Genomic DNA, 17,502 nt, shown 5'->3' with positions numbered 1-17,502 from the left:
ATTCAGGGCCATTTCCTGTCAAAGAAAGGGCTTTTTCCTGAAACGCTTAATGGAATTCCCATAACGACATCCGCTTCAACCAAACCCAGTGAACGTGCAGCGTTTCCTGCCGAGTACATTATGCGGTTATCTATGCACAGGTCTTTTGCTTTAGCCACAGCAGATCCAATAGCAATTCCCAGATCTATGTTCTTGAAAGCACAGTTAGGACCCGCATAATCTCCTTCTATTCTTTTTTGAGCTTTCATTTCTGCACATGTTGCAAAGCCGCAGGCAGCACAGTTCAATTTAAGCGGCTCGGCATGCTTGACTCCTATAGCTATAAAGGCATCCGCCTGCCTGACATTTGCTGCATCCCTTTTCAGGAACTGGAATCCATCACTCTTTTCATCAGCGATATTTTCCATCTCGGTTGCGATATCTTCCATATCTTTTCTATCGGCCAGGGCAGTTACTATATCATCAATTCCTTTACCCTTTGGAGCAGTTCTGGCTGCTGCTAATACGATCCTCGCCATTTCTGCTACTTCTTTTTTTTCAGGATTTTGTTCCATGCATAACGGATTGATAATACTGGTCTTTAATTGTTTCGGATATTGTGCGAAAGTGTAATATTTAATGTCGGGATTGTTGGCACTATGCCACGTTCGGCCCTGATACTTGCAGGAGGAAAAGGAAAACGTTTTGGTTATAAAGAAAAGGCCCTGATAGAGATAGAAGGGATGCCTGTAATCAGTCGGATAATCAGCACACTTGAGCCGCTTGTGGATGAAATAATAATATCCCTGCGGGATAAACACCAATATGATTTACTTGCTCCAGTTACGGGAGAATTACCAACGGCTTTTGACGAGTATGAAGGGGTAGGTCCCCTTGCGGGCATATTGGCAGGATTGAAAGCTGCCTCCTATGAATATATTTTTGTCACAGCCTGTGATATGCCTTTTCCTGACCCGAAAATAGTTGAGTTGCTCTTCTCAAAAGCAAAAGGCCATAATTGCGCTCTCATAAAAAGAAAAAATGACAGTTATGAGCCTCTCTGTGCAGTTTACAGGGTTTGCCTGCTGATTCCCCTCATTGAAAAGTCGATACGGGATAACAGGTATTTCATTCTGTCACCCGTATTTGAAATGAATGACATGGTTGAAGTGGACATAGCGGAAATAGAAAAAATGGATCCACTCCTTGCATGCCTCCAAAATATTAATACTCTGGATGACCTCAGGTCAGTCAGGAATGATTTCATCGGGTCATAAGGGTTTCACCGGTTGCAGGAGCATAGGCCTCAACACCGATTTCATCCATTATCCATTGTGCGAACCCCTCCGCATCATCCCCGTGCATTGTGTACACGGTTTCAGTTCCCCTGTCGCAAAAGTCCCTTACAAGTTCTTTCAACTCTTTATCCCCGCAATGGGCCGAAAAATCGTATTGCTCCAGTTTGCACCTCAGATGTTGTATTCGGTCATTTATTTCGAGAAAACCACTGTCAAGAGCAAGTCTGCCGTTTGTTCCTTCGACCTGATATCCTGTAAGCATTACTTTTGTTTTCGGATCGTCAGCTTTCTTATCCAGATAATAGAGTACAGGGCCTCCATTAAGCATTCCCGCAGTTGTTACTATGACCGAACCTTCCAGAGGAATTCTATTTCTCTTGTTTCCTTTTACAGTAGTAGCAAAACCAAATGCCTTTTCCAGTTTTTTTGGATATTTTAGGTATTCTGGATGATTCAGCATCTCATCTGTCATTGCCACTCCCATGCCATCCACAAAACAGGGAATCTTTTCTGAATGGAGTAACATCATAATTTCCTGTGTCCGTCCAATGGCAAAAGCAGGGATAATGACCGTACCACCGATATCAATTGTATCAATAACAGACTCAATAAATGCTTTCTCGGTTTCCTTTCGGGGTGGGTGGTCTTCTCCAAAGTATGTGCTTTCTGTAATCAATACATCTACATCAGGCAATGTGTCAGCTTTTGATACAAGCCTGGAATCACTGGTACTTATATCACCGGTATAAAGCAGGCTTTCCCCTTTATTGTCCTCGAGGTATATCGATGATGCACCCGGTATGTGCCCTGCACTATATATCCTGGCAAGATAGTCGTTTGTCCTGACCTCTTCTCCAAAGTGCTTTCTTCTTGTAATCTGGGAAAGTTTCTGCAAATCTCCTTCATCATACGGTTCTGGTAATCCTCTTCTTTCTGATATTTTGAGTGTGTCCCTGCCCAGGATTTCAGTAAACCTGGAGGTCATATGTGTCATGTACACCTCTGGACTCAGGTCCATGAGGTTGGGAACCGCTCCGCAATGGTCAAGATGGCCGTGGGAAACAAAAATGCTTTTCGGAAAAATACCATCAACTGGATAGTCGGGTCGGTCTCCCGGCTTGATGCCGTAATCTATCAGAATCTCTTCATTCACCAGAATTGCAGATCGCCCTACCTCCCTGCAACCCCCTTTAAAATCAATACGCATAGTTTTCTCCCTCTTAATATGCAACTGCTTCCTGCCATCGGATTATTTTACCCAGAGGTATATTTGTAGTTTTTGAAATTTCGTTTGCATCTGAATTTTCAAGTTCATCGACAGTTGAAATGCCTGCAGAATTTAGTTTTTCTTCGGTAACTTTCCCGATACCCGGAATATCACTGATCTTTTCCGGTCGCGGAGTTGCAGCTTTTTCTTTCTTTTGTTCTTCTTTCCATTCAAGGTAGTTACAATAAGGACACCCCAGATCCCATGCTCTTTTCTTCTGCCCCTTTACTTTTATGTGGTACAGGCTGTGTTTGTCACATGTCTTGTCGGTAACAAGTATATGTCCGCTTTTTGGAAGGGGCAGGGAAAATGTGCAGTCAGGGTATCCTTCGCATCCGATAAATCTTGACCCCCGGCGTGAGCGGCGTACGATCAGGTCACAACCACAATCCGGACATTTGCCTATGATCTTATCTTTTCTCAGGCCTTCCCTGAGGGATTCGGATATTTTCTCACGGTTCTCTTCCAGTTCCTTAAAGACATCTTTCAGCATGTCCCTGGATTGCTGCAGTACCTTTTCTTCAGATATATTACCCTCTGCAATGCGGTCCATGTCTTCTTCGAGAGTACTGGTCATGTCTGGTCTGGTAATTGTGGGGGCATAATTTTCCAGCCCTTCTACCACCGCATATGCAGTCTGGGTAGGCTGGAGGGGATTGCCATGCACGTATGCTCTTGAGTAAAGTTTGCTTATAATTTCATGACGTGTGGCTTTTGTTCCCAGCGCCATGTCTTCCATCATTTTGATGAGTCTTCCCTGACCATATCTGCCCGGGGGGTTCGTTTCCTTATCAAGCATTTCTTTATCATTAACAGGAAGTATCTCCCCTTCTTCCAAAGCAGGGAACAATCGATCTTCCGGAGCATTGTATGGGTAATACCATCTCCATCCTGGCTTTACAAGCCGGGAACCATTTGCCCTGAATTCCTCTTCATTGATGTCAAAACTGACCTTCATGGTTTCCCATTCTGCATTTTCGGCAAAAGTGGCAAAGAACCGCCTGACTACAAGTTCATACACTTTCCATTCATCTTCCTTAAGCTGGGATTTCTTCGCAACTGATGCAGGAAAGATTGGCGGATGGTCTGTAGTTTCTTTCTTTCCCTTTGTGGGTTTGAGCTCTTTTTTTGCCAACAGTTTTTTTGCATATTCACTGAAATGGCCTTTAGAGAACATTTCTATCTGTTCTCTCAGGTCAATTGTTGAGGGATAGACAGTATTGTCGGTTCTGGGGTATGAAATATAACCGTTGGTATAGAGGGATTCTGCTATTCTCATGGCATTGGCCGGGGTAAATCCAATCGAGTTGGCAGCCCTTATGAATTCGGTTGTATTGAACGGCATGGGTGTCTTGTCTTCTTTAGTGGAAGTTTCCAGGGAGGAAACCAGTGCTTCATCACCAATAACTCCAAATACCCTGTCTGCTTCTTCCTTTTCCCAGAAGCGGGTTTTCTTATGCCTGATCTTGAAATTTTCTCCGTTTTTAACCAGGTCTACATATATTTCCCAGTAAGGCGCAGGTACAAAAACCTCTCTCTCTTTTTCCCTGTCCACAATAAGGGCAAGGGTTGGTGATTGTACACGTCCGACCGATAGGAATTGCTTTCCAAGTCTTCTGGAGGCCAGGGAAATAAAACGTGTGAGACTGGCACCCCATACCAGATCAATTACCTGTCTGGAATGTCCTGCATCTGCGAGATTGAAATCGATTTTTGTAGTGTTTTCGAATGCTTCCTTGATAGCTGCAGGTGTGATTGCACTGTATACTGCCCTTTCATACTCGATGTTTTCGTTTACTCCTTTTACGATATTGAGAGCTTCAACACCAATAAGTTCACCTTCCCTGTCGTAGTCAGTGGCAATAGTAACCTTTGTTGCCTTTTTACCGAGTTTTTTCAGGGCGCTCACAATTTTTGCGTGGGTAGGTGTAATAATAAGTTCGGCGTCTACGAGTTCTTTTGCTTCAACCTTCTGCCAGTTATTGTATGCGGGAGGGAAATCGAGCTGGACTATATGTCCGCTAAGCCCGATAACTATGGTTTTCTCATCGTTCCCAAACTCATAGGAGTCAATACCGCTAATCCTTTTTTTCTGCGGCTTTTTTGGACTGAGAATAGATGCAATTCGTCTTGCTGCAATTTGTTTTTCGGCTATTATCAGATGCATTGAGGATCACGTTATAAGTTGTTTTTTCTATTTTCTATAAATATTTCTGTCAAAAGAGTCATTGCATATAAATGTATCTTTCAGCAAATATCAATAATGTAGTCTCAATTTATTTTTTTGAATACCATATCTACCGCTTCTTTTGCCGAATGGGCAGGGATTGTTCCTTCAATATCCCACTTTGAACAAAGTCTGATGGCTGGTTTGCCGTTTTTAATAGACAATGCAATCTCTGATAATGTACCATATTCCCCACCAACTGCTATAGCCGCATCGCATGAAGCCGCAATGATTGCATTTCTTGCGTGTCCCATGTCCGTTACTATGGCGATGTCAACATAAGGGTTTGCTTGTTTTGCAGAAGACCCGGGAAGTATTCCAACAGTTTTGCCACCTTCTTTTTTACATCCCCTGCAGGCAGCTTCCATAACACCTTCCATGCCACCACAAAGAAGGTATGCTCCCCTTTTTGCAATCTCTCTTCCCACCTCTTCTGCAAGGCTGTCGATTTCACTGTCGCAGGACCCGGCCCCGATAACTCCAATTTGTATCTCCATATTTTACCTCCTACTCAGATGTATTCATTTTGGATTTGTATAATGTCCTCACTATTGTTCGCTTTACTATAATCTTCCAGAGGTTGTCTGTTAAGTTCCAGAAAAGTATGTCCCCATCTAAACTTTGACAGAATGTTTTCTGCCTGCTCTTTATTTCCCAAAATATACAAAGCTGCGGCAAAAGCTTCGACAGAATTTAACTTAAAAGGTTTGCCAAAATTCACCGGATTTGAAGCTAGTAGAAAGGGCAGCGCACGATGCTGTAACTTGCGGCGCAACAGTTTAGGAAAATTTTCTTCCACGGTATTCCAGGAACAATCAAGGACAATAATGTTTGAAATCTCACTGTCTGCAGGCGAAAGGGCTTTTTCTGCCAGTGGGTCCAGTAAGATGGATCCCTTTGGGAGTGAATGTATTTTTTCATGCAGTCGGACCAGATCAAATTTTTTGAGTCTTTTGCCTGTGCACTTTTTGGGATCACATTGACGGGCATGATAAATATGGAGTCTGAAGTCTTTCATTCAGGCTATATTATTCATTAATAATACATATTGTTTGTTCAAAAAAGCTTGTGATCCGGCCGGTTTCGTGCCGGCCAGAATCAACAAAGGTGGTTGTATGATATTTGCTCCCGGACTGTGCGGGGGCCGGGCAGACTTGCTAATCTGTCCCACTATAAAATGAGGGTTGTTCTACTATTTAAATGTTAACGGCGAATACTTTGTATAATTCCATTTCCTTTTTTGCATATTTGGGATGTCTGTCTAATATAATTAGGACTTTTTCGGATGCCAGGGTATTTTACAATCAAAGATCATGCCTGGTTTTGTCAATAATCCTTGCACCATCTCCCGTTTTTCCATATGTGTATATGTCCAGTTGATCCTTTTTTATAAGGCATACAGCACCCTTTACGGGTGTCCCATGCTTATTCAGCGTGGAATGTATTGATAGCAATTTATTTCCAAACCACCATTTATATCCTGTATCCAGTGAACTATGGGCACGAATAATCATTTGGAGGTCATTAAGGCGCAGGAATCCTTCCACAATATCGGGGCCAAAGGTCCGTATGCTTCTTCCTCTTATGGAGAAGTTCAGGCCCGGTATCTCTGAGGGGTCATTCCAGAGATAATTAAATGAATCTTGTTTTGTGATCGTTGTTGTTTTTCTGATATCCTCGATACCGCCGTGGACACAGAATATTTTTTTATTTATTACAGCTGCTACAGGCATTTCTTCAAACACGATATTAGCAAAATTGAACAGCTCACTATCTTTCAGCTCATCAAAGAATCCCCTTTTCTCGTTCATCTGCTTTGTTTCATGATTCCCTCTCAGGAGGAAGACATTTTTCGGTGAGGCAATCTTTAATTTCAATAATCTTGAAAGGACTTCTGCAGAATTTCTTCCCCGGTCTACATAATCTCCCAGGAATATTATATTTGCAGGTTCTAACTCTTCTTTAATTGAAATTACCATGTTCAGGGCTTCAAGGTCTCCATGCAAATCCCCGATTATCATTGTGGGAAGTTCTTTTATTCTTATTACTGCATCTTCTTCCCTGAACAAGATTCTCGCATCTGCTAGATTGGCCTGAAATTGTTCGTTTTGGTTCATATCCACTCTCTTTGAGACTTCTGTATAGGAATATTTAAATTAATTATGGTTGATATGGGCTTATATTGATGGAGGCGAAAAATGGGTTTGATCAAAGGTGCCGTTATAGGCTTGATAGTTACATTTGTACTTTATTTAGTTCCGTTTGTAAACATGCTTTCTCCATTTATAGGTGGCTTTGCAGGAGCCTATTCCGAGGTGCGTTCTGCATGGGATGGCTTCTTAGTAGGCACATTAATGTTCATATTGATGGTGATTCCCGGTTTTATTCTGGCAGGCTTTGTGGGTTCCCTTTTTCACAATATACCGGGTTTGATGGCAATTGTTACAGGACTGGGTGCAGGCATGTTCGTCCTGATTATGTTGCATACCGGCATAATTGGTATTATTGGAGCAGTTCTCGGTGGACTGCTGGCTCATGATTAAAAGGATGTCAGATTATTGGTATGTATATGGCTGAATCAGAAAAACGGGTAATGCATATTGGATGGGATGCTGAAGCCGTCTTCATTAGCCGTCCCAACCGATTTGTTGCGATTGTAGATATTCTGTCATCTGGTAAGCAAAATGTGGCTGTCCATGTTCATGACCCCGGAAGGCTGGTTGATCTGCTTTACAGGGGAAACGGGTTACTACTGAAAAAGGCGACAAATCCCCATCGTAAAACAAAATGGGACCTCATTGCTGCAAAAAAGGATGCTGAATGGATACTTGTAAATTCTGCATATCATCGCAAGATTGCTGAGTGGGTATTATCGTGTCCTGACATTAGTCCCCTGGGGCGGGTGGATTCAATTTTGCCTGAGCAAAAACTTGGTGACAGCAGACTGGATTTTCTTGTTTTCAAAGGGGACAAACGTATCTGGGTAGAGATTAAAGGGTGTACCCTTGTTAGGGATGAAGTAGCCCTTTTTCCCGATGCTCCTACAATAAGGGGCAAACGTCACCTTGATGAACTTATACTGGCAAAGAAAAACGGGGACAATGCAGCGGTTCTATTTCTGGTTTTCAGGCCTGATGCAAAATATTTTTCCCCTAACCGGCTAATGGACCCACAATTCTACGGGGCATATCAAAAGGCCAGGGAGGCAGGAGTAGATTTTTATCCGCTTCTGTTCACCTTTCGGCAAAGGAATATTTATTTTAATATGATACTTCCTTTACATGAAATTTGAATTGGCTACAGGCCATACTGGATAAAATTGGTAATGTGCAAGTTGTATGTTCTTTTCAATACGCTCAAGAATAAGCATATACAGGATCAATTAATTATTTGAGGTTGATTATGTATATGCCAATTATGAGTATATATTTTATGTATAACAAACCATAAATATGGTGTTTACTTTTCTACTTTCTGCTATATGGGAATCTGTTGGTGTATATGGATAAAAATATTATTGAATACAGGGACCTTAGCATTATTCATTCGCATCAGAGGGTTCTGGAGAATTTCAATCTTACAATAAAGGAAGGTGAAAAAGTTCTAATCCGGGGGAAATCCGGGACCGGTAAATCCACCCTTTTCCTGTGTTTACTGGGATTGATGTACCCTTCAGGTGGTAATGTTTATTTTGATAATTTGCCGGTTAATGGTAATTCTGTTTCTGTTGTGCGTACAAAAATAGCCTATGTTCCCCAGGATGTTGATGTTGGAAGAGATAGTGTAAACGAGTTCTTTGACACTATATTCTCCTATAATGCCGTTGGGTTTACTTTGGATTTTGAAAAAATCCAAAGATTGCTTGAATGGTTTGAACTTGATGATTCCATTCTCAAAAAAGAATTCAAATCTCTCTCTGGAGGGGAAAAACAACGTATTATACTCATTTTGTCTCTACTTCTGGAAAGAAATGTATTTTTGCTTGATGAACCGACTTCTTCCCTCGATTCTTCATTAAAATCAAAGGTAGTTGACTATTTTGTCAATGACCCTTCATTAACAGTAGTTGTCATTTCACACGATCCCCAGTGGGAAAGAGAAGGTTTGCGTGTTGTGGATATTCCGAACAAATGAGGTGCATAGATGGCAGAAATTAACTTAATTCAAAATATTGGACCCTCCGGATTCATATTCTGCGCCTTGTTGCTTATTCTTCCTTTTCTGGTAAGTTATTATTTCAAATTGGGTATCATAAAGAAAAGTGTCATTATCGTATCGCGGATGTCTTTCCAGTTATTCCTGACAGGGCTTCTGCTTACCGTAGTTTTTGATATTAATAACCCGCTTATTAACGTTTTATGGGTATTTGTAATGCTGTTCTTTGCAACATATACCATACTCGAAGGAACGGATTTCAAGACAGGACCTTTTCTTCCCACAATGCTAATCCTTTTTTCCATTGCAAACATACTGGTTCTGTTTTATTTTACCGGTTTTATCATAAAACTTGATGATATCTTTGAGGCTCGCTATCTCATACCCATTGCAGGTATGCTTATGGGCAACTCATTGCGTGCAAATATTGTTGCATTGAATGATTTTTATCAAGATGTAAAGAACAATGAACAACGTTACCTGTACAGGCTTTGTGTTGGTGCATCCAAGAAAGAAGCCTTATTTCCCTACATGCAAAGGAGTATGCTATCTTCTCTCAAACCAACTCTTGCCAACATGGCAACTATGGGTATAGTATTCCTGCCGGGCATGATGACCGGTCAGATATTGGGGGGAGTGGATCCCATACTGGCTATCAAATACCAGATAACCATAATGGTAGCGATTTTTGTAACTACTGTGCTGGGTGTCCTGATTTGTGTAATTGTAGTCGTGGAAAAAGGCTTTGATGATTATGACCTGATGGTCGAAGATATTAAAAAAGTATAATTCCTCATTTGAATAATTACTGAAATAGAAGTTGTCCTGTCTCTATTATAACTTAATAATTTGAACTTGACCACTTTCACCTGATTTCTGTATTTTGTTGCCTTCAGTTCTTCCCCATATCTCCTTTTTAAAACAGAAAACATCGTCTCTACCAGCTTTCTGTAATGATAGATGTCTTCAGCAAATTCATTTCTCATTTCTCGACCGCATACCATAAAGTCACAGATTTAATGGGAGTTCCAGTTCTCAATCTGTAACAAAACACATTCATCTCCATTGTGCTTTTTATAGCCACAATCACATTGGGGACTTCTTATAAAAATGATAATGTACTAGTGGAATTTAAAGGGAAGGTTTTCTACAGACCCCCTCATTCATTGTTGTATTGTATTGAGTGTTTGGTATATAGGAGGACTGATTGTGGCAAAATACAGGAAAATTGTGGCTTCATGGAATAAGGAAAGGAGAAAACACTTAAAATTTCCTCTGTGAAATCAGTGGTTACATTTGTTCTCTTATGAAAATATTAACAGAACCAAAACTTATTTGTCATTTAAAATGAATCTACCATAGGTTACATATTGTTATGGAAATAGAAGCCAAGGTAGTGGGGACAATGAAAATAAACATTGTATTTTACAGTCTCTACGGGCACGTTTACAGGATTGCGGAAGCAATTGCCGAGGGTGCCCGGGAAGTAGAAGGTGCGGAAGTCGGAATTTATCAGGTAGCGGAGACTCTTAGTCCTGAGATTCTGGAGAAAATGGGGGCGTTAGTGTCCAAAAAGAGTTTCGGGCATATACCTGTTGTAAGTATAGACAATCTTGTGGAAGCTGATGCTATCATCTTCGGGACTCCGACTCGCTATGGGATGATGACTGCCCAGATGCGAACATTCCTTGACAGCACTGGCAGTATCTGGGCGCAAGGTGCACTTATCGGTAAAGTTGGCAGTGTCTTCACATCCAGTGCTACCCAGCATGGGGGTCAGGAATCGACCATACTCAGCTTCCACACAACTTTACTGCATCACGGGATGGTGATTGTGGGTGTTCCTTATTCAGAGGTAAGACAAACAACCCTTGATGAAATATCAGGTGGCAGTCCTTATGGAGCTTCAACTATTGCGGGCAACGGGCCTGATACTAGGCATCCGAGCGAGAATGAGCTTGGAATTGCACGTTTCCAGGGTCGGCATGTGGCAGAGATTACACGAAAGCTTATAGGTGAATGATTTCTGCAAACTCAAAGCTATGCCGGTATTGTGATACTGAAGTCTTTACGTAAAAATATTCGAATCCAACAGCAAGGATGAGTCAGGTAGCATAAGTGAAACTACATGTGAATACTATGGAGATATCTACAAAATTTCCGAAAAACCACTTGAAGTAATAAAAAAGTGCAGACCCGGAATTCTTCGCTCTGCTGGAGAACACCCGTCAGACAGCACTTTCAGATGGCAGCGTCCCGATGAAATACAAATTTCTCATTGCAAGGTCCCTTGGTGCCGCTGCCGGTGCGATCAATGGGGTACAGGGCCTTGTAATAGGGGCAATGAATAAAGGAGCAACAAAAAAAGAAGTCATATAAGCTCTACGTATAACGCAATATACTTCCGGGCTCGGGAGTATAAGCACGGCGGCAAACTCTTTGAAGGATGGATTGTAAATTAATAATCATACGTCAAAAAAGTGAAAGGAAGTTATTTTCCTTTCCTTTTTTCCTTGGCAAGTTTCTTTTTGGCATCTTTGTTGCCGCTGGCTGCTAATTCTTCCAGTTTTGCCAGTTTTTCTCTCTTTGCACCTTTTTTTCTGTCTATATCTTTTTTCGACATTGCCATAATCAAATACCTTCGTTGTATTTCCCTTATGCAGCAGTATAATTCGGTTTAAACACTATTTATGAGTTTCTAAAAAATTGGCTTTGTAGAAAATCTATACTATGTGGTTACATTTGTATTCTCATGAGTATTTCTACAAAGCCAATGAATATTAAGTATATATTAAACGTCTTATATATACAATTCTGGCATAAATTATATATGGATTATGAGTTTATCTGAGGTCCGGGTATATTTGATTCTATAAGGGGCAAAATAAGATTATTGACATGCATACACATTCTTTCTATTCCGAGGGGTACACTTTCACCTGACGGACTGGTTAAGGAAGCTTCTGAAGTGGGACTGAAATCTATATGTCTTATGGATCATGATACACTGGATAGTGTTCTTTCTGTTGGTGACACTACGTCAAGATATGGCGTTGAATTTATACTGGGTATGGGTATTGATGTTGGGAATGCTAAACTAAAAACTGTGCTTGCAAAGATGCCAGGTGAAAGGTTTGAGAGGGCAAAAGAGATATCTTCTCTTATGGATTTAGTTATGATCAGGAGAAAGTGTTGCAGAGTTTCCAGATAAGATCATTGCTTTCCTGCATCCCATAAAATTTAAAGTTGCCAAATTCCAAGTTCTTCTGCAAGGGCACGAACTCTTTCGATGGCCTTTTTCCCGATACCTTTTTTCTTCATAAGGTTGATGCGCTCCTCTGTGGATATGCGTTTTGTTCCTTTCACAAGGTTATCCGCATGAGCAACTATTTTCTCTTCCATGGAGAGGGGCATATAATCCTGTGGTGGAAGTCCCATTTCTTTTGCTTCATCTTTAGGGATACCTGCACCAATATGGTTCCTTATAATATCTATTAGTTTTTCGTCAAGGCCCAGTTCAGTAGCACGCCGGCTACCAGCATCTGCATGCATAATGCCGTGTGTGGTACCTCTTCCGATATCATGTAAAAGCCCGCCGATTCTGACGAGTTCTATATCAACATCGTAGCCCCTTCTTTGAAGCCTTTCTGCAATCTCTTCGGATGCCCTTGATACTTCAATGCAGTGCTGGATTACTTTTTCAGAACACCCTTCGTTTTTGAGTAGCAGTATTGCATCCCTGTAAGAGATCATTGCTCAACTTTCCTGCAGGGCAGTAAGTCTTTCTTTTAGTGTCTCAACCATTTCCGTATTTTCCTGGAAGGTCAGGTCTTCACCACATACCGGACAAAGAAAATGGCACTCAGCTGCATTGTTGAACAGAATCCTTATGCATCCTTCCGGGCAGACATAAAATACGTTATCCTCTTCAAAATCCAGACGTGCCTGAAGGTTCTTAACGAGTTTTTTCTTCTCTTTTGTCAGCTGGGTATCTATGTCATCCATGTCAAGTTGCCAGAGGTATGTCAACCAGCCGCTGCTTGAATCCCTTTCCCGGCGACATACAGCAAGTTTATTCTCGTTCATTATGAATAGGTTTCTTCGAACAATATTCAATAACACACCCGTAGCTTCTGCTATTTCCTCGTCGGTGACTTCACCTTCGGGCATATTCTCAATCATTGTGATTCCTTCTTCTCCAAGCAGCTGTATCAGGTATCCTCGTACTACAGGGTCATTTAAATCTATCAATTGATCGCCTCATGGAAAGGAATTAGTAATAAGTAGAGTTTACGCTTTCTACCTTTCATGCTATTTATAGTTATGGGGTTGCATTACATTATCTTATGCAGCATTTTCGCCTGTTCTTTCATATATCCAATTACATCGCTTCTGGAATTACCCTCTGCCAGTATAGAAACAACCGGCTCATCCGGGAATGCCTCATATCCGGATTTCGGGATGTCTGCAAAACGCCCCCTTCCAAAGACTTCAGATATTTGTTTGCGGACAGTAACCGGTTTTTCAGAAGCATACAGTATAGTTCTCCCACCCCACCGCTGGTATTTCGGTTTTTCTGGCAACATCCCCTTAAATGCATCTACATGAGCCTGAAACAGATTGATTCCTGTTGCAATTTCCACACTATCCAGGCTTCCCTGGAACCTGGCATTTATTTCCAGTATCAATGGCCCCTTCTCTGTAATTATGAAATCCATTCCATTGGAGCCTTTCAGTTCGAAGTGTTTACATAATTTTTTGCAGATTTCAATCATTTCCTTTTCATGGGCTGTCTGCATGGGAGTGATATTTCCACAATAGGCAAACGGCATGTTAGTAAGCCAGGCAATTCCAATAAGTTGCTCATTAACAGCAATTGTAGTAGCCTGTTTTCCATCACTTATCATGGAAACACTTGCTGCAGTGCCGGGTATGACTTCCTGCAGAATAAGTTCATCCGGTTTGAAATTTCCGGCTTTGCATATATTGTCAATCTGATATTCCAGTTCATCTGCACTGGTTACTATTTTATTGAAAATTCCTCCGCCCCCGATTGCTGGTTTGAGTATCATAGGGGTGTTTATTTGAGGCGGATTAGTAGCTACGTGGGTTTCAGGATGGGGGATCCCAAGTTTTTGTAATTCTTCTGCAAAACATTTTTTATCCGATACAGTTCTCATTTGTCTCACAGAATTATTCAGGACTGGGCAGTCAAAGATTTCCCTCTCAAGATTTTCAAACCCCGAACCCAGGACTACTCCGTCAAAATCCGTTTCGAAATTATCCATTATCCGGACAATTTCTTCCCGATCCACTTTATGGATGTCTTCTTCCATCAAAGCATGGCATTTGCAGGTATTATATTCCAGATCCCGGTCACAAAAAGCATCAATTGCATATACATTATATCCTGCATCCATGGCAGAACAGGCAATATTCCTGCTGCTGTACCCGATTATCAGGATATTTTTCATGCTTCTATCTCTTCGGGGATGGGTATTATTCCATATTCGGTTTTAAGTACCGGAATTTCCTCTCCCTCTCTGGCAGTCAGGAAAAAGGGTTTTTTGAGGGTCACTGTCTGGTAGTTTGTGGGATCAAGGACCATTATGGCATTGTCTTCAATTGCCACCAGCACAGCCAGTATTGAATCATTGTATACACCCAGGAATTCGGCCTTTTCGATATCTTCTATGGATGCAATAACTTTCTTGCCGGTTTGCAGGTCTATACATTTGGCTTTTTTATCACAATTTTTTATTTGCAATACCTGATTATTAAAATAGAGAATATTTCCGGGAACATATTTTGGCAGGCGTACGGCATATGATACTCGATAGAGCTCCTTACCATCTCGCTGGCTGAACAGGGACGGGGATTCCTGATGTTCTCCTCCAAGTTTGGATGTTATAATTTTACAGATCTGCCTGCAGGCTCCGGATGAGCCAATATAGTAATCTGTCCCTTCCTTTGATGAAGACATGTTTGAAATAAAAGCCAGTCTGTCCCCTTTTTTCTCCATCCTGCTCAGGGTATCGCGGACCAGGTGGTCACATTTTTTCTTTTCTTCATCTGTAGGATTCCTGTTACTTGCCCTAAGCTGGATGATTCCTTCATAGTAACCGGCAGCTATCCTGCTGCATGCATCACAGACACTGCGCTGGACACGGACCTCAGTTGTAAGTTTTTCTTCCAGAGGCATGCCGTAGATTTCTGCCTGAATGTAAATATTAACAATATACTGGTAGGGAGTCAGTTTTTGAGGTTCAAATCCAAGTTCAATTATGTCTGCATTTTCATGAAGCAACAGTTCGCTTTCAACTTTCTCAAGTACTGTATTTGTATCGTGTTTTGTATCTGTCCACTGCCCCCTTTCGTACTTGGAGCCACATCTGGCACAGATCTGGGTGCTTATGACCGGGTCTAATTCGGCAAGTTTAAACTGCTTTAAAAAACAGTTCTTGCACACATTTTCATAAAGATTGTGAGTAGGATTGCCACATTTAGGGCATATGAGTTCTTTCATTAGACGCTGCATTTGATATTGTGTTGTATATTAGTCTTTTGGACATATTGTTGGGATTTCTGTTTCAATACGTCCTTGATAATCCATTTTTATATTAATTGCCTCAAGACCAGTTTCTTTTTCCAATCTATGTTACCCAAATGGGTTACACATGTTATTCTAAAACTTTCCTTTATATGATATGGATATATTCGATATAGCAAGTGTATTTGATTTGTAAACAGGTCAGGTGAATTAATTATTGGCCCATAGAAGGCATAATAAAGACTTGAAGTAAATTTCACCTTCCCGATAATGGTGGTTGTATATCAATGAGTGCAGTATATTTAACGGTTGTAGGGATCCTTCTGGCAATAGCTGTGTTTGCAGTTAAGGCCGGAGTGGGATGTGGATGTTCGACTATTGATCGCAGACAGCTGTTAACAATTGCAGGGATGTATTTTGTATTATCAGTAATAATAGGTGTAATTCTGAATTATATCGATATATCCTACCTGCTGAATGCTTCCCAATTGGGAATGGGTTTGCATGTGATAATGGCTCTCTTGCTTTTGGGCGTGGGAATATACACATCCAAAAAATGGAATTGCGGGGTGGATGTATCCCATAAGACTTTCCTTGTAATCTCCCTGCCCTGTCCGGTATGCCTTGCTGCCCTTTTTATGTCAATCATGCTGCTTTCCAATACCGTTGAGATCAGCAGTGCGCTTCTGGGACTTGGGGTCGGTGTCATCTTTTTTGCTTCCATCATTTCTTCTTCCCTGGTTGTCAGGAGGCTTAAAAAGGATCCAACAACCCTTGGCAATGCCATGACGTTCTTGGGCCTGTTCTATCTGATGGGTGCAGTAATTGCCCCTGCCTACATGCACGCAAAACAGATGGGTCTGCCTGATTTCAGCGGTCCGGATTTTGATATTATTCCATTCATCGGCTTTGCAATTCTTATCTCGATGGGTTTTGCACTTAATCGTATCAAAACCCAGCATTAATTTAAGGAGTGATAATAAAAAATGGCAATAGATTCTTCTTTATTCCAGATAATGTATACAGTTTCTTCGTCACTATTGTATCCTGTTATTATACTGCTTTTGTTAGCAGTTGTATCATCTCTGGCCCTGATCGGCGAATTCATTTCCGAGTATTCAAAGAGACATCGCAATGTCACTCAGCTTGAGGATGTGGGGAAAAGGGTGCAGGATTCCGTGAAATCCTCCGATTTTGATTCTGCTGCTTCACATCTGGGAGAACTAAAGCAAAATTCCCTTGTAATGTCATTTGCCCGGGATGCTGCTGCCCATCTTGGCAGCAGTGCTGCCACATCTATCGACTGGCTTTCCGAGGAGTATGAAGTCAGGATGACCAAAAATCTGGAGTATACCAAGATCCTTTCCACTGTTTCCCCGATGTTGGGTTTGATGGGGACTCTTATCCCCCTCGGTCCGGCTTTGATAGGTCTTGCAGAAGGCAACATCTTACAACTTGCACATAATCTGATGGTGGCTTTTGCGACAACGGTACTCGGTCTGTTTGCCGGAATCGTCGGGTATGTCCTGACCCTTGTGCGTAAACGCTGGTACTGGCAGGATATGGCAGATATTAACTATCTTCTGGATTGTATGGAGGATGAAGCGTGAGAAAACGCAAATACAGGCGAAGCGGTTTGCTTTATGAAGGAGATGAAGAGAATCCCTTGACAGGCGTGGCCAACCTATTCGATATAGCCATGGTTTTCTCCGTGGCCCTGCTGGTGGCTCTGGTGATGTCCGTCCAGCTGCCGGAACTGCTGTCTCCCACGGATGATGTAACCATTGTCAAGAATCCGGGGCAAGAAGACATGCAGATTATTACCAAAGAGGGACAGGAAATCGAAGTACTGAACATGACCGAACAGATCGGAGGCGGGACAGGTGAGGCGCTGGGTACGGCCTACCAGCTGGCAGATGGCCGGGTGGTTTATGTGCCCGAGGGAAAGAACGAATCGGGAGGATGACCCGTTTTATTTTTTTGCTATATCAAAACAAGTTTATTGATTATATGTAAAGGGGAATTG

General features: G+C 41.7%; 22 protein-coding genes and 1 pseudogene. 11 read left to right on the top strand and 12 right to left on the bottom strand.

Annotation, left to right across the window (positions count from 1 at the left end):
- Positions 1-2 precede the first annotated feature (2 nt).
- Positions 3-554, bottom strand: coding sequence for a ferredoxin domain-containing protein (locus CI957_RS07125; RefSeq protein ID WP_128754556.1), 552 nt, complete (start codon positions 552-554; stop codon positions 3-5).
- 42 nt (positions 555-596) lie between these two features.
- Here CI957_RS07125 and CI957_RS07120 point away from each other — a divergent pair, with 42 nt between their 5' ends.
- Positions 597-1,256 (top strand): molybdenum cofactor guanylyltransferase, encoded by a 660-nt coding sequence (locus CI957_RS07120; RefSeq protein WP_096711652.1) that lies wholly within the window; start codon positions 597-599, stop codon positions 1,254-1,256.
- On the opposite strand, the gene CI957_RS07115 is transcribed toward CI957_RS07120, so the two are convergent.
- The 5 genes from CI957_RS07115 to CI957_RS07095 form a co-directional block, all read right to left on the bottom strand.
- Positions 1,243-2,484 carry an MBL fold metallo-hydrolase gene (locus CI957_RS07115; protein ID WP_105460214.1) on the bottom strand — a complete coding sequence of 414 codons (1,242 nt, stop codon included), beginning with the start codon at positions 2,482-2,484 and terminating at the stop codon, positions 1,243-1,245. The two genes, CI957_RS07120 and CI957_RS07115, sit on opposite strands and share 14 nt — an antisense overlap.
- 13 nt (positions 2,485-2,497) lie before the next feature.
- Positions 2,498-4,711 carry a DNA topoisomerase I gene (locus tag CI957_RS07110; RefSeq protein ID WP_096711651.1) on the bottom strand — a complete coding sequence of 738 codons (2,214 nt, stop codon included), beginning with the start codon at positions 4,709-4,711 and terminating at the stop codon, positions 2,498-2,500.
- 104 nt (positions 4,712-4,815) lie between these two features.
- Positions 4,816-5,268: a TIGR00725 family protein gene (locus CI957_RS07105; RefSeq protein WP_096711650.1), complete on the bottom strand. Its 453-nt coding sequence runs from the start codon at positions 5,266-5,268 to the stop codon at positions 4,816-4,818.
- A 14-nt stretch (positions 5,269-5,282) separates the two neighbouring features.
- On the bottom strand, positions 5,283-5,789 hold the full coding sequence (locus CI957_RS07100) for a DUF367 family protein (RefSeq protein WP_128754555.1): 507 nt from the start codon (positions 5,787-5,789) through the stop codon (positions 5,283-5,285).
- A 286-nt stretch (positions 5,790-6,075) separates the two neighbouring features.
- Positions 6,076-6,888, bottom strand: a complete 813-nt coding sequence (locus CI957_RS07095; protein ID WP_096711648.1) for a metallophosphoesterase — start codon at positions 6,886-6,888, stop codon at positions 6,076-6,078.
- A gap of 81 nt (positions 6,889-6,969) precedes the next feature.
- Between CI957_RS07095 and CI957_RS07090 the strand changes: the two genes are divergently transcribed.
- From CI957_RS07090 to CI957_RS07075, 4 genes are all read left to right on the top strand, one after another.
- Positions 6,970-7,314 (top strand): DUF5518 domain-containing protein, encoded by a 345-nt coding sequence (locus tag CI957_RS07090; protein WP_096711647.1) that lies wholly within the window; start codon positions 6,970-6,972, stop codon positions 7,312-7,314.
- 26 nt (positions 7,315-7,340) lie between these two features.
- Positions 7,341-8,063 (top strand): DNA/RNA nuclease SfsA, encoded by a 723-nt coding sequence (sfsA, locus tag CI957_RS07085; RefSeq protein WP_128754554.1) that lies wholly within the window; start codon positions 7,341-7,343, stop codon positions 8,061-8,063.
- A 209-nt stretch (positions 8,064-8,272) separates the two neighbouring features.
- Entirely contained in the window at positions 8,273-8,905 is a 633-nt protein-coding gene (locus tag CI957_RS07080; RefSeq protein WP_128754553.1) for an ATP-binding cassette domain-containing protein, read from the top strand.
- Between the two features lie 9 nt (positions 8,906-8,914).
- On the top strand, positions 8,915-9,715 hold the full coding sequence (locus tag CI957_RS07075) for an ABC transporter permease (protein ID WP_128754552.1): 801 nt from the start codon (positions 8,915-8,917) through the stop codon (positions 9,713-9,715).
- Here the strand turns inward: CI957_RS07075 and CI957_RS07070 are convergent.
- Positions 9,679-9,918, bottom strand: a pseudogene (locus CI957_RS07070) (IS5/IS1182 family transposase); the annotation flags it as partial. The gene CI957_RS07075 and the pseudogene CI957_RS07070 sit on opposite strands and share 37 nt — an antisense overlap.
- A 413-nt stretch (positions 9,919-10,331) precedes the next feature.
- Here CI957_RS07070 and wrbA point away from each other — a divergent pair.
- Positions 10,332-10,949: an NAD(P)H:quinone oxidoreductase gene (gene wrbA, locus CI957_RS07065; RefSeq protein WP_105460215.1), complete on the top strand. Its 618-nt coding sequence runs from the start codon at positions 10,332-10,334 to the stop codon at positions 10,947-10,949.
- A 188-nt stretch (positions 10,950-11,137) separates the two neighbouring features.
- A complete protein-coding gene (locus CI957_RS07060; protein WP_375363017.1) occupies positions 11,138-11,305 on the top strand; it encodes a hypothetical protein in 168 nt (55 codons plus the stop codon).
- Positions 11,306-11,417: 112 nt separating this feature from the next.
- Here CI957_RS07060 and CI957_RS10645 read toward each other — a convergent pair whose 3' ends face one another.
- Positions 11,418-11,555, bottom strand: a complete 138-nt coding sequence (locus tag CI957_RS10645; RefSeq protein WP_164909054.1) for a hypothetical protein — start codon at positions 11,553-11,555, stop codon at positions 11,418-11,420.
- A 264-nt stretch (positions 11,556-11,819) separates the two neighbouring features.
- On the opposite strand from CI957_RS10645, the gene CI957_RS07055 reads away from it, so the two are divergent.
- Positions 11,820-12,137, top strand: a complete 318-nt coding sequence (locus CI957_RS07055; protein ID WP_096711644.1) for a PHP domain-containing protein — start codon at positions 11,820-11,822, stop codon at positions 12,135-12,137.
- 29 nt (positions 12,138-12,166) lie between these two features.
- Here CI957_RS07055 and CI957_RS07050 read toward each other — a convergent pair whose 3' ends face one another.
- The 4 genes from CI957_RS07050 to CI957_RS07035 form a co-directional block, all read right to left on the bottom strand.
- A complete protein-coding gene (locus tag CI957_RS07050) occupies positions 12,167-12,679 on the bottom strand; it encodes a TIGR00295 family protein (protein WP_096711643.1) in 513 nt (170 codons plus the stop codon).
- A 3-nt stretch (positions 12,680-12,682) separates the two neighbouring features.
- Positions 12,683-13,177, bottom strand: a complete 495-nt coding sequence (locus CI957_RS07045; protein WP_096711642.1) for a transcription factor — start codon at positions 13,175-13,177, stop codon at positions 12,683-12,685.
- Positions 13,178-13,260: 83 nt separating this feature from the next.
- Positions 13,261-14,400 (bottom strand): ATP-grasp domain-containing protein, encoded by a 1,140-nt coding sequence (locus CI957_RS07040; protein ID WP_096711641.1) that lies wholly within the window; start codon positions 14,398-14,400, stop codon positions 13,261-13,263.
- Complete coding sequence (locus CI957_RS07035; protein WP_164909053.1) at positions 14,397-15,452, bottom strand: 60S ribosomal export protein NMD3; 1,056 nt, start codon at positions 15,450-15,452, stop codon at positions 14,397-14,399. The genes CI957_RS07040 and CI957_RS07035 overlap by 4 nt, the downstream gene beginning before the upstream one ends.
- Before the next feature lie 311 nt (positions 15,453-15,763).
- On the opposite strand from CI957_RS07035, the gene CI957_RS07030 reads away from it, so the two are divergent.
- The 3 genes from CI957_RS07030 to CI957_RS07020 are packed head-to-tail and all read left to right on the top strand — an operon-like array spanning position 15,764 to position 17,442.
- On the top strand, positions 15,764-16,441 hold the full coding sequence (locus tag CI957_RS07030; RefSeq protein ID WP_128754550.1) for a DUF2162 domain-containing protein: 678 nt from the start codon (positions 15,764-15,766) through the stop codon (positions 16,439-16,441).
- Between the two features lie 21 nt (positions 16,442-16,462).
- On the top strand, positions 16,463-17,086 hold the full coding sequence (locus tag CI957_RS07025) for a MotA/TolQ/ExbB proton channel family protein (RefSeq protein WP_128754549.1): 624 nt from the start codon (positions 16,463-16,465) through the stop codon (positions 17,084-17,086).
- A complete protein-coding gene (locus CI957_RS07020) occupies positions 17,083-17,442 on the top strand; it encodes a DUF2149 domain-containing protein (protein ID WP_128754548.1) in 360 nt (119 codons plus the stop codon). Before CI957_RS07025 ends, CI957_RS07020 begins: the two co-directional genes overlap by 4 nt.
- Positions 17,443-17,502 lie beyond the last annotated feature (60 nt).

This window comes from Methanohalophilus sp. WG1-DM (assembly GCF_004104135.1).
Classification (GTDB): domain Archaea; phylum Halobacteriota; class Methanosarcinia; order Methanosarcinales; family Methanosarcinaceae; genus Methanohalophilus; species Methanohalophilus euhalobius.
Note: the sequence above shows the minus strand (reverse complement) of the source record. Positions and strands in the feature narration are given on the sequence as shown.

Coding starts and splice junctions, on each gene's coding strand:
- CI957_RS07125 (WP_128754556.1), bottom strand. CDS start 554: ATGGAACAAAATCCTGAAAAAAAAGAAGTAGCAGAAATGGCGAGGATC.
- CI957_RS07115 (WP_105460214.1), bottom strand. CDS start 2,484: ATGCGTATTGATTTTAAAGGGGGTTGCAGGGAGGTAGGGCGATCTGCA.
- CI957_RS07110 (WP_096711651.1), bottom strand. CDS start 4,711: ATGCATCTGATAATAGCCGAAAAACAAATTGCAGCAAGACGAATTGCA.
- CI957_RS07105 (WP_096711650.1), bottom strand. CDS start 5,268: ATGGAGATACAAATTGGAGTTATCGGGGCCGGGTCCTGCGACAGTGAA.
- CI957_RS07100 (WP_128754555.1), bottom strand. CDS start 5,789: ATGAAAGACTTCAGACTCCATATTTATCATGCCCGTCAATGTGATCCC.
- CI957_RS07095 (WP_096711648.1), bottom strand. CDS start 6,888: ATGAACCAAAACGAACAATTTCAGGCCAATCTAGCAGATGCGAGAATC.
- CI957_RS07090 (WP_096711647.1), top strand. CDS start 6,970: ATGGGTTTGATCAAAGGTGCCGTTATAGGCTTGATAGTTACATTTGTA.
- sfsA (WP_128754554.1), top strand. CDS start 7,341: ATGGCTGAATCAGAAAAACGGGTAATGCATATTGGATGGGATGCTGAA.
- CI957_RS07080 (WP_128754553.1), top strand. CDS start 8,273: ATGGATAAAAATATTATTGAATACAGGGACCTTAGCATTATTCATTCG.
- CI957_RS07075 (WP_128754552.1), top strand. CDS start 8,915: ATGGCAGAAATTAACTTAATTCAAAATATTGGACCCTCCGGATTCATA.
- wrbA (WP_105460215.1), top strand. CDS start 10,332: ATGAAAATAAACATTGTATTTTACAGTCTCTACGGGCACGTTTACAGG.
- CI957_RS10645 (WP_164909054.1), bottom strand. CDS start 11,555: ATGGCAATGTCGAAAAAAGATATAGACAGAAAAAAAGGTGCAAAGAGA.
- CI957_RS07050 (WP_096711643.1), bottom strand. CDS start 12,679: ATGATCTCTTACAGGGATGCAATACTGCTACTCAAAAACGAAGGGTGT.
- CI957_RS07040 (WP_096711641.1), bottom strand. CDS start 14,400: ATGAAAAATATCCTGATAATCGGGTACAGCAGCAGGAATATTGCCTGT.
- CI957_RS07035 (WP_164909053.1), bottom strand. CDS start 15,452: ATGAAAGAACTCATATGCCCTAAATGTGGCAATCCTACTCACAATCTT.
- CI957_RS07030 (WP_128754550.1), top strand. CDS start 15,764: ATGAGTGCAGTATATTTAACGGTTGTAGGGATCCTTCTGGCAATAGCT.
- CI957_RS07025 (WP_128754549.1), top strand. CDS start 16,463: ATGGCAATAGATTCTTCTTTATTCCAGATAATGTATACAGTTTCTTCG.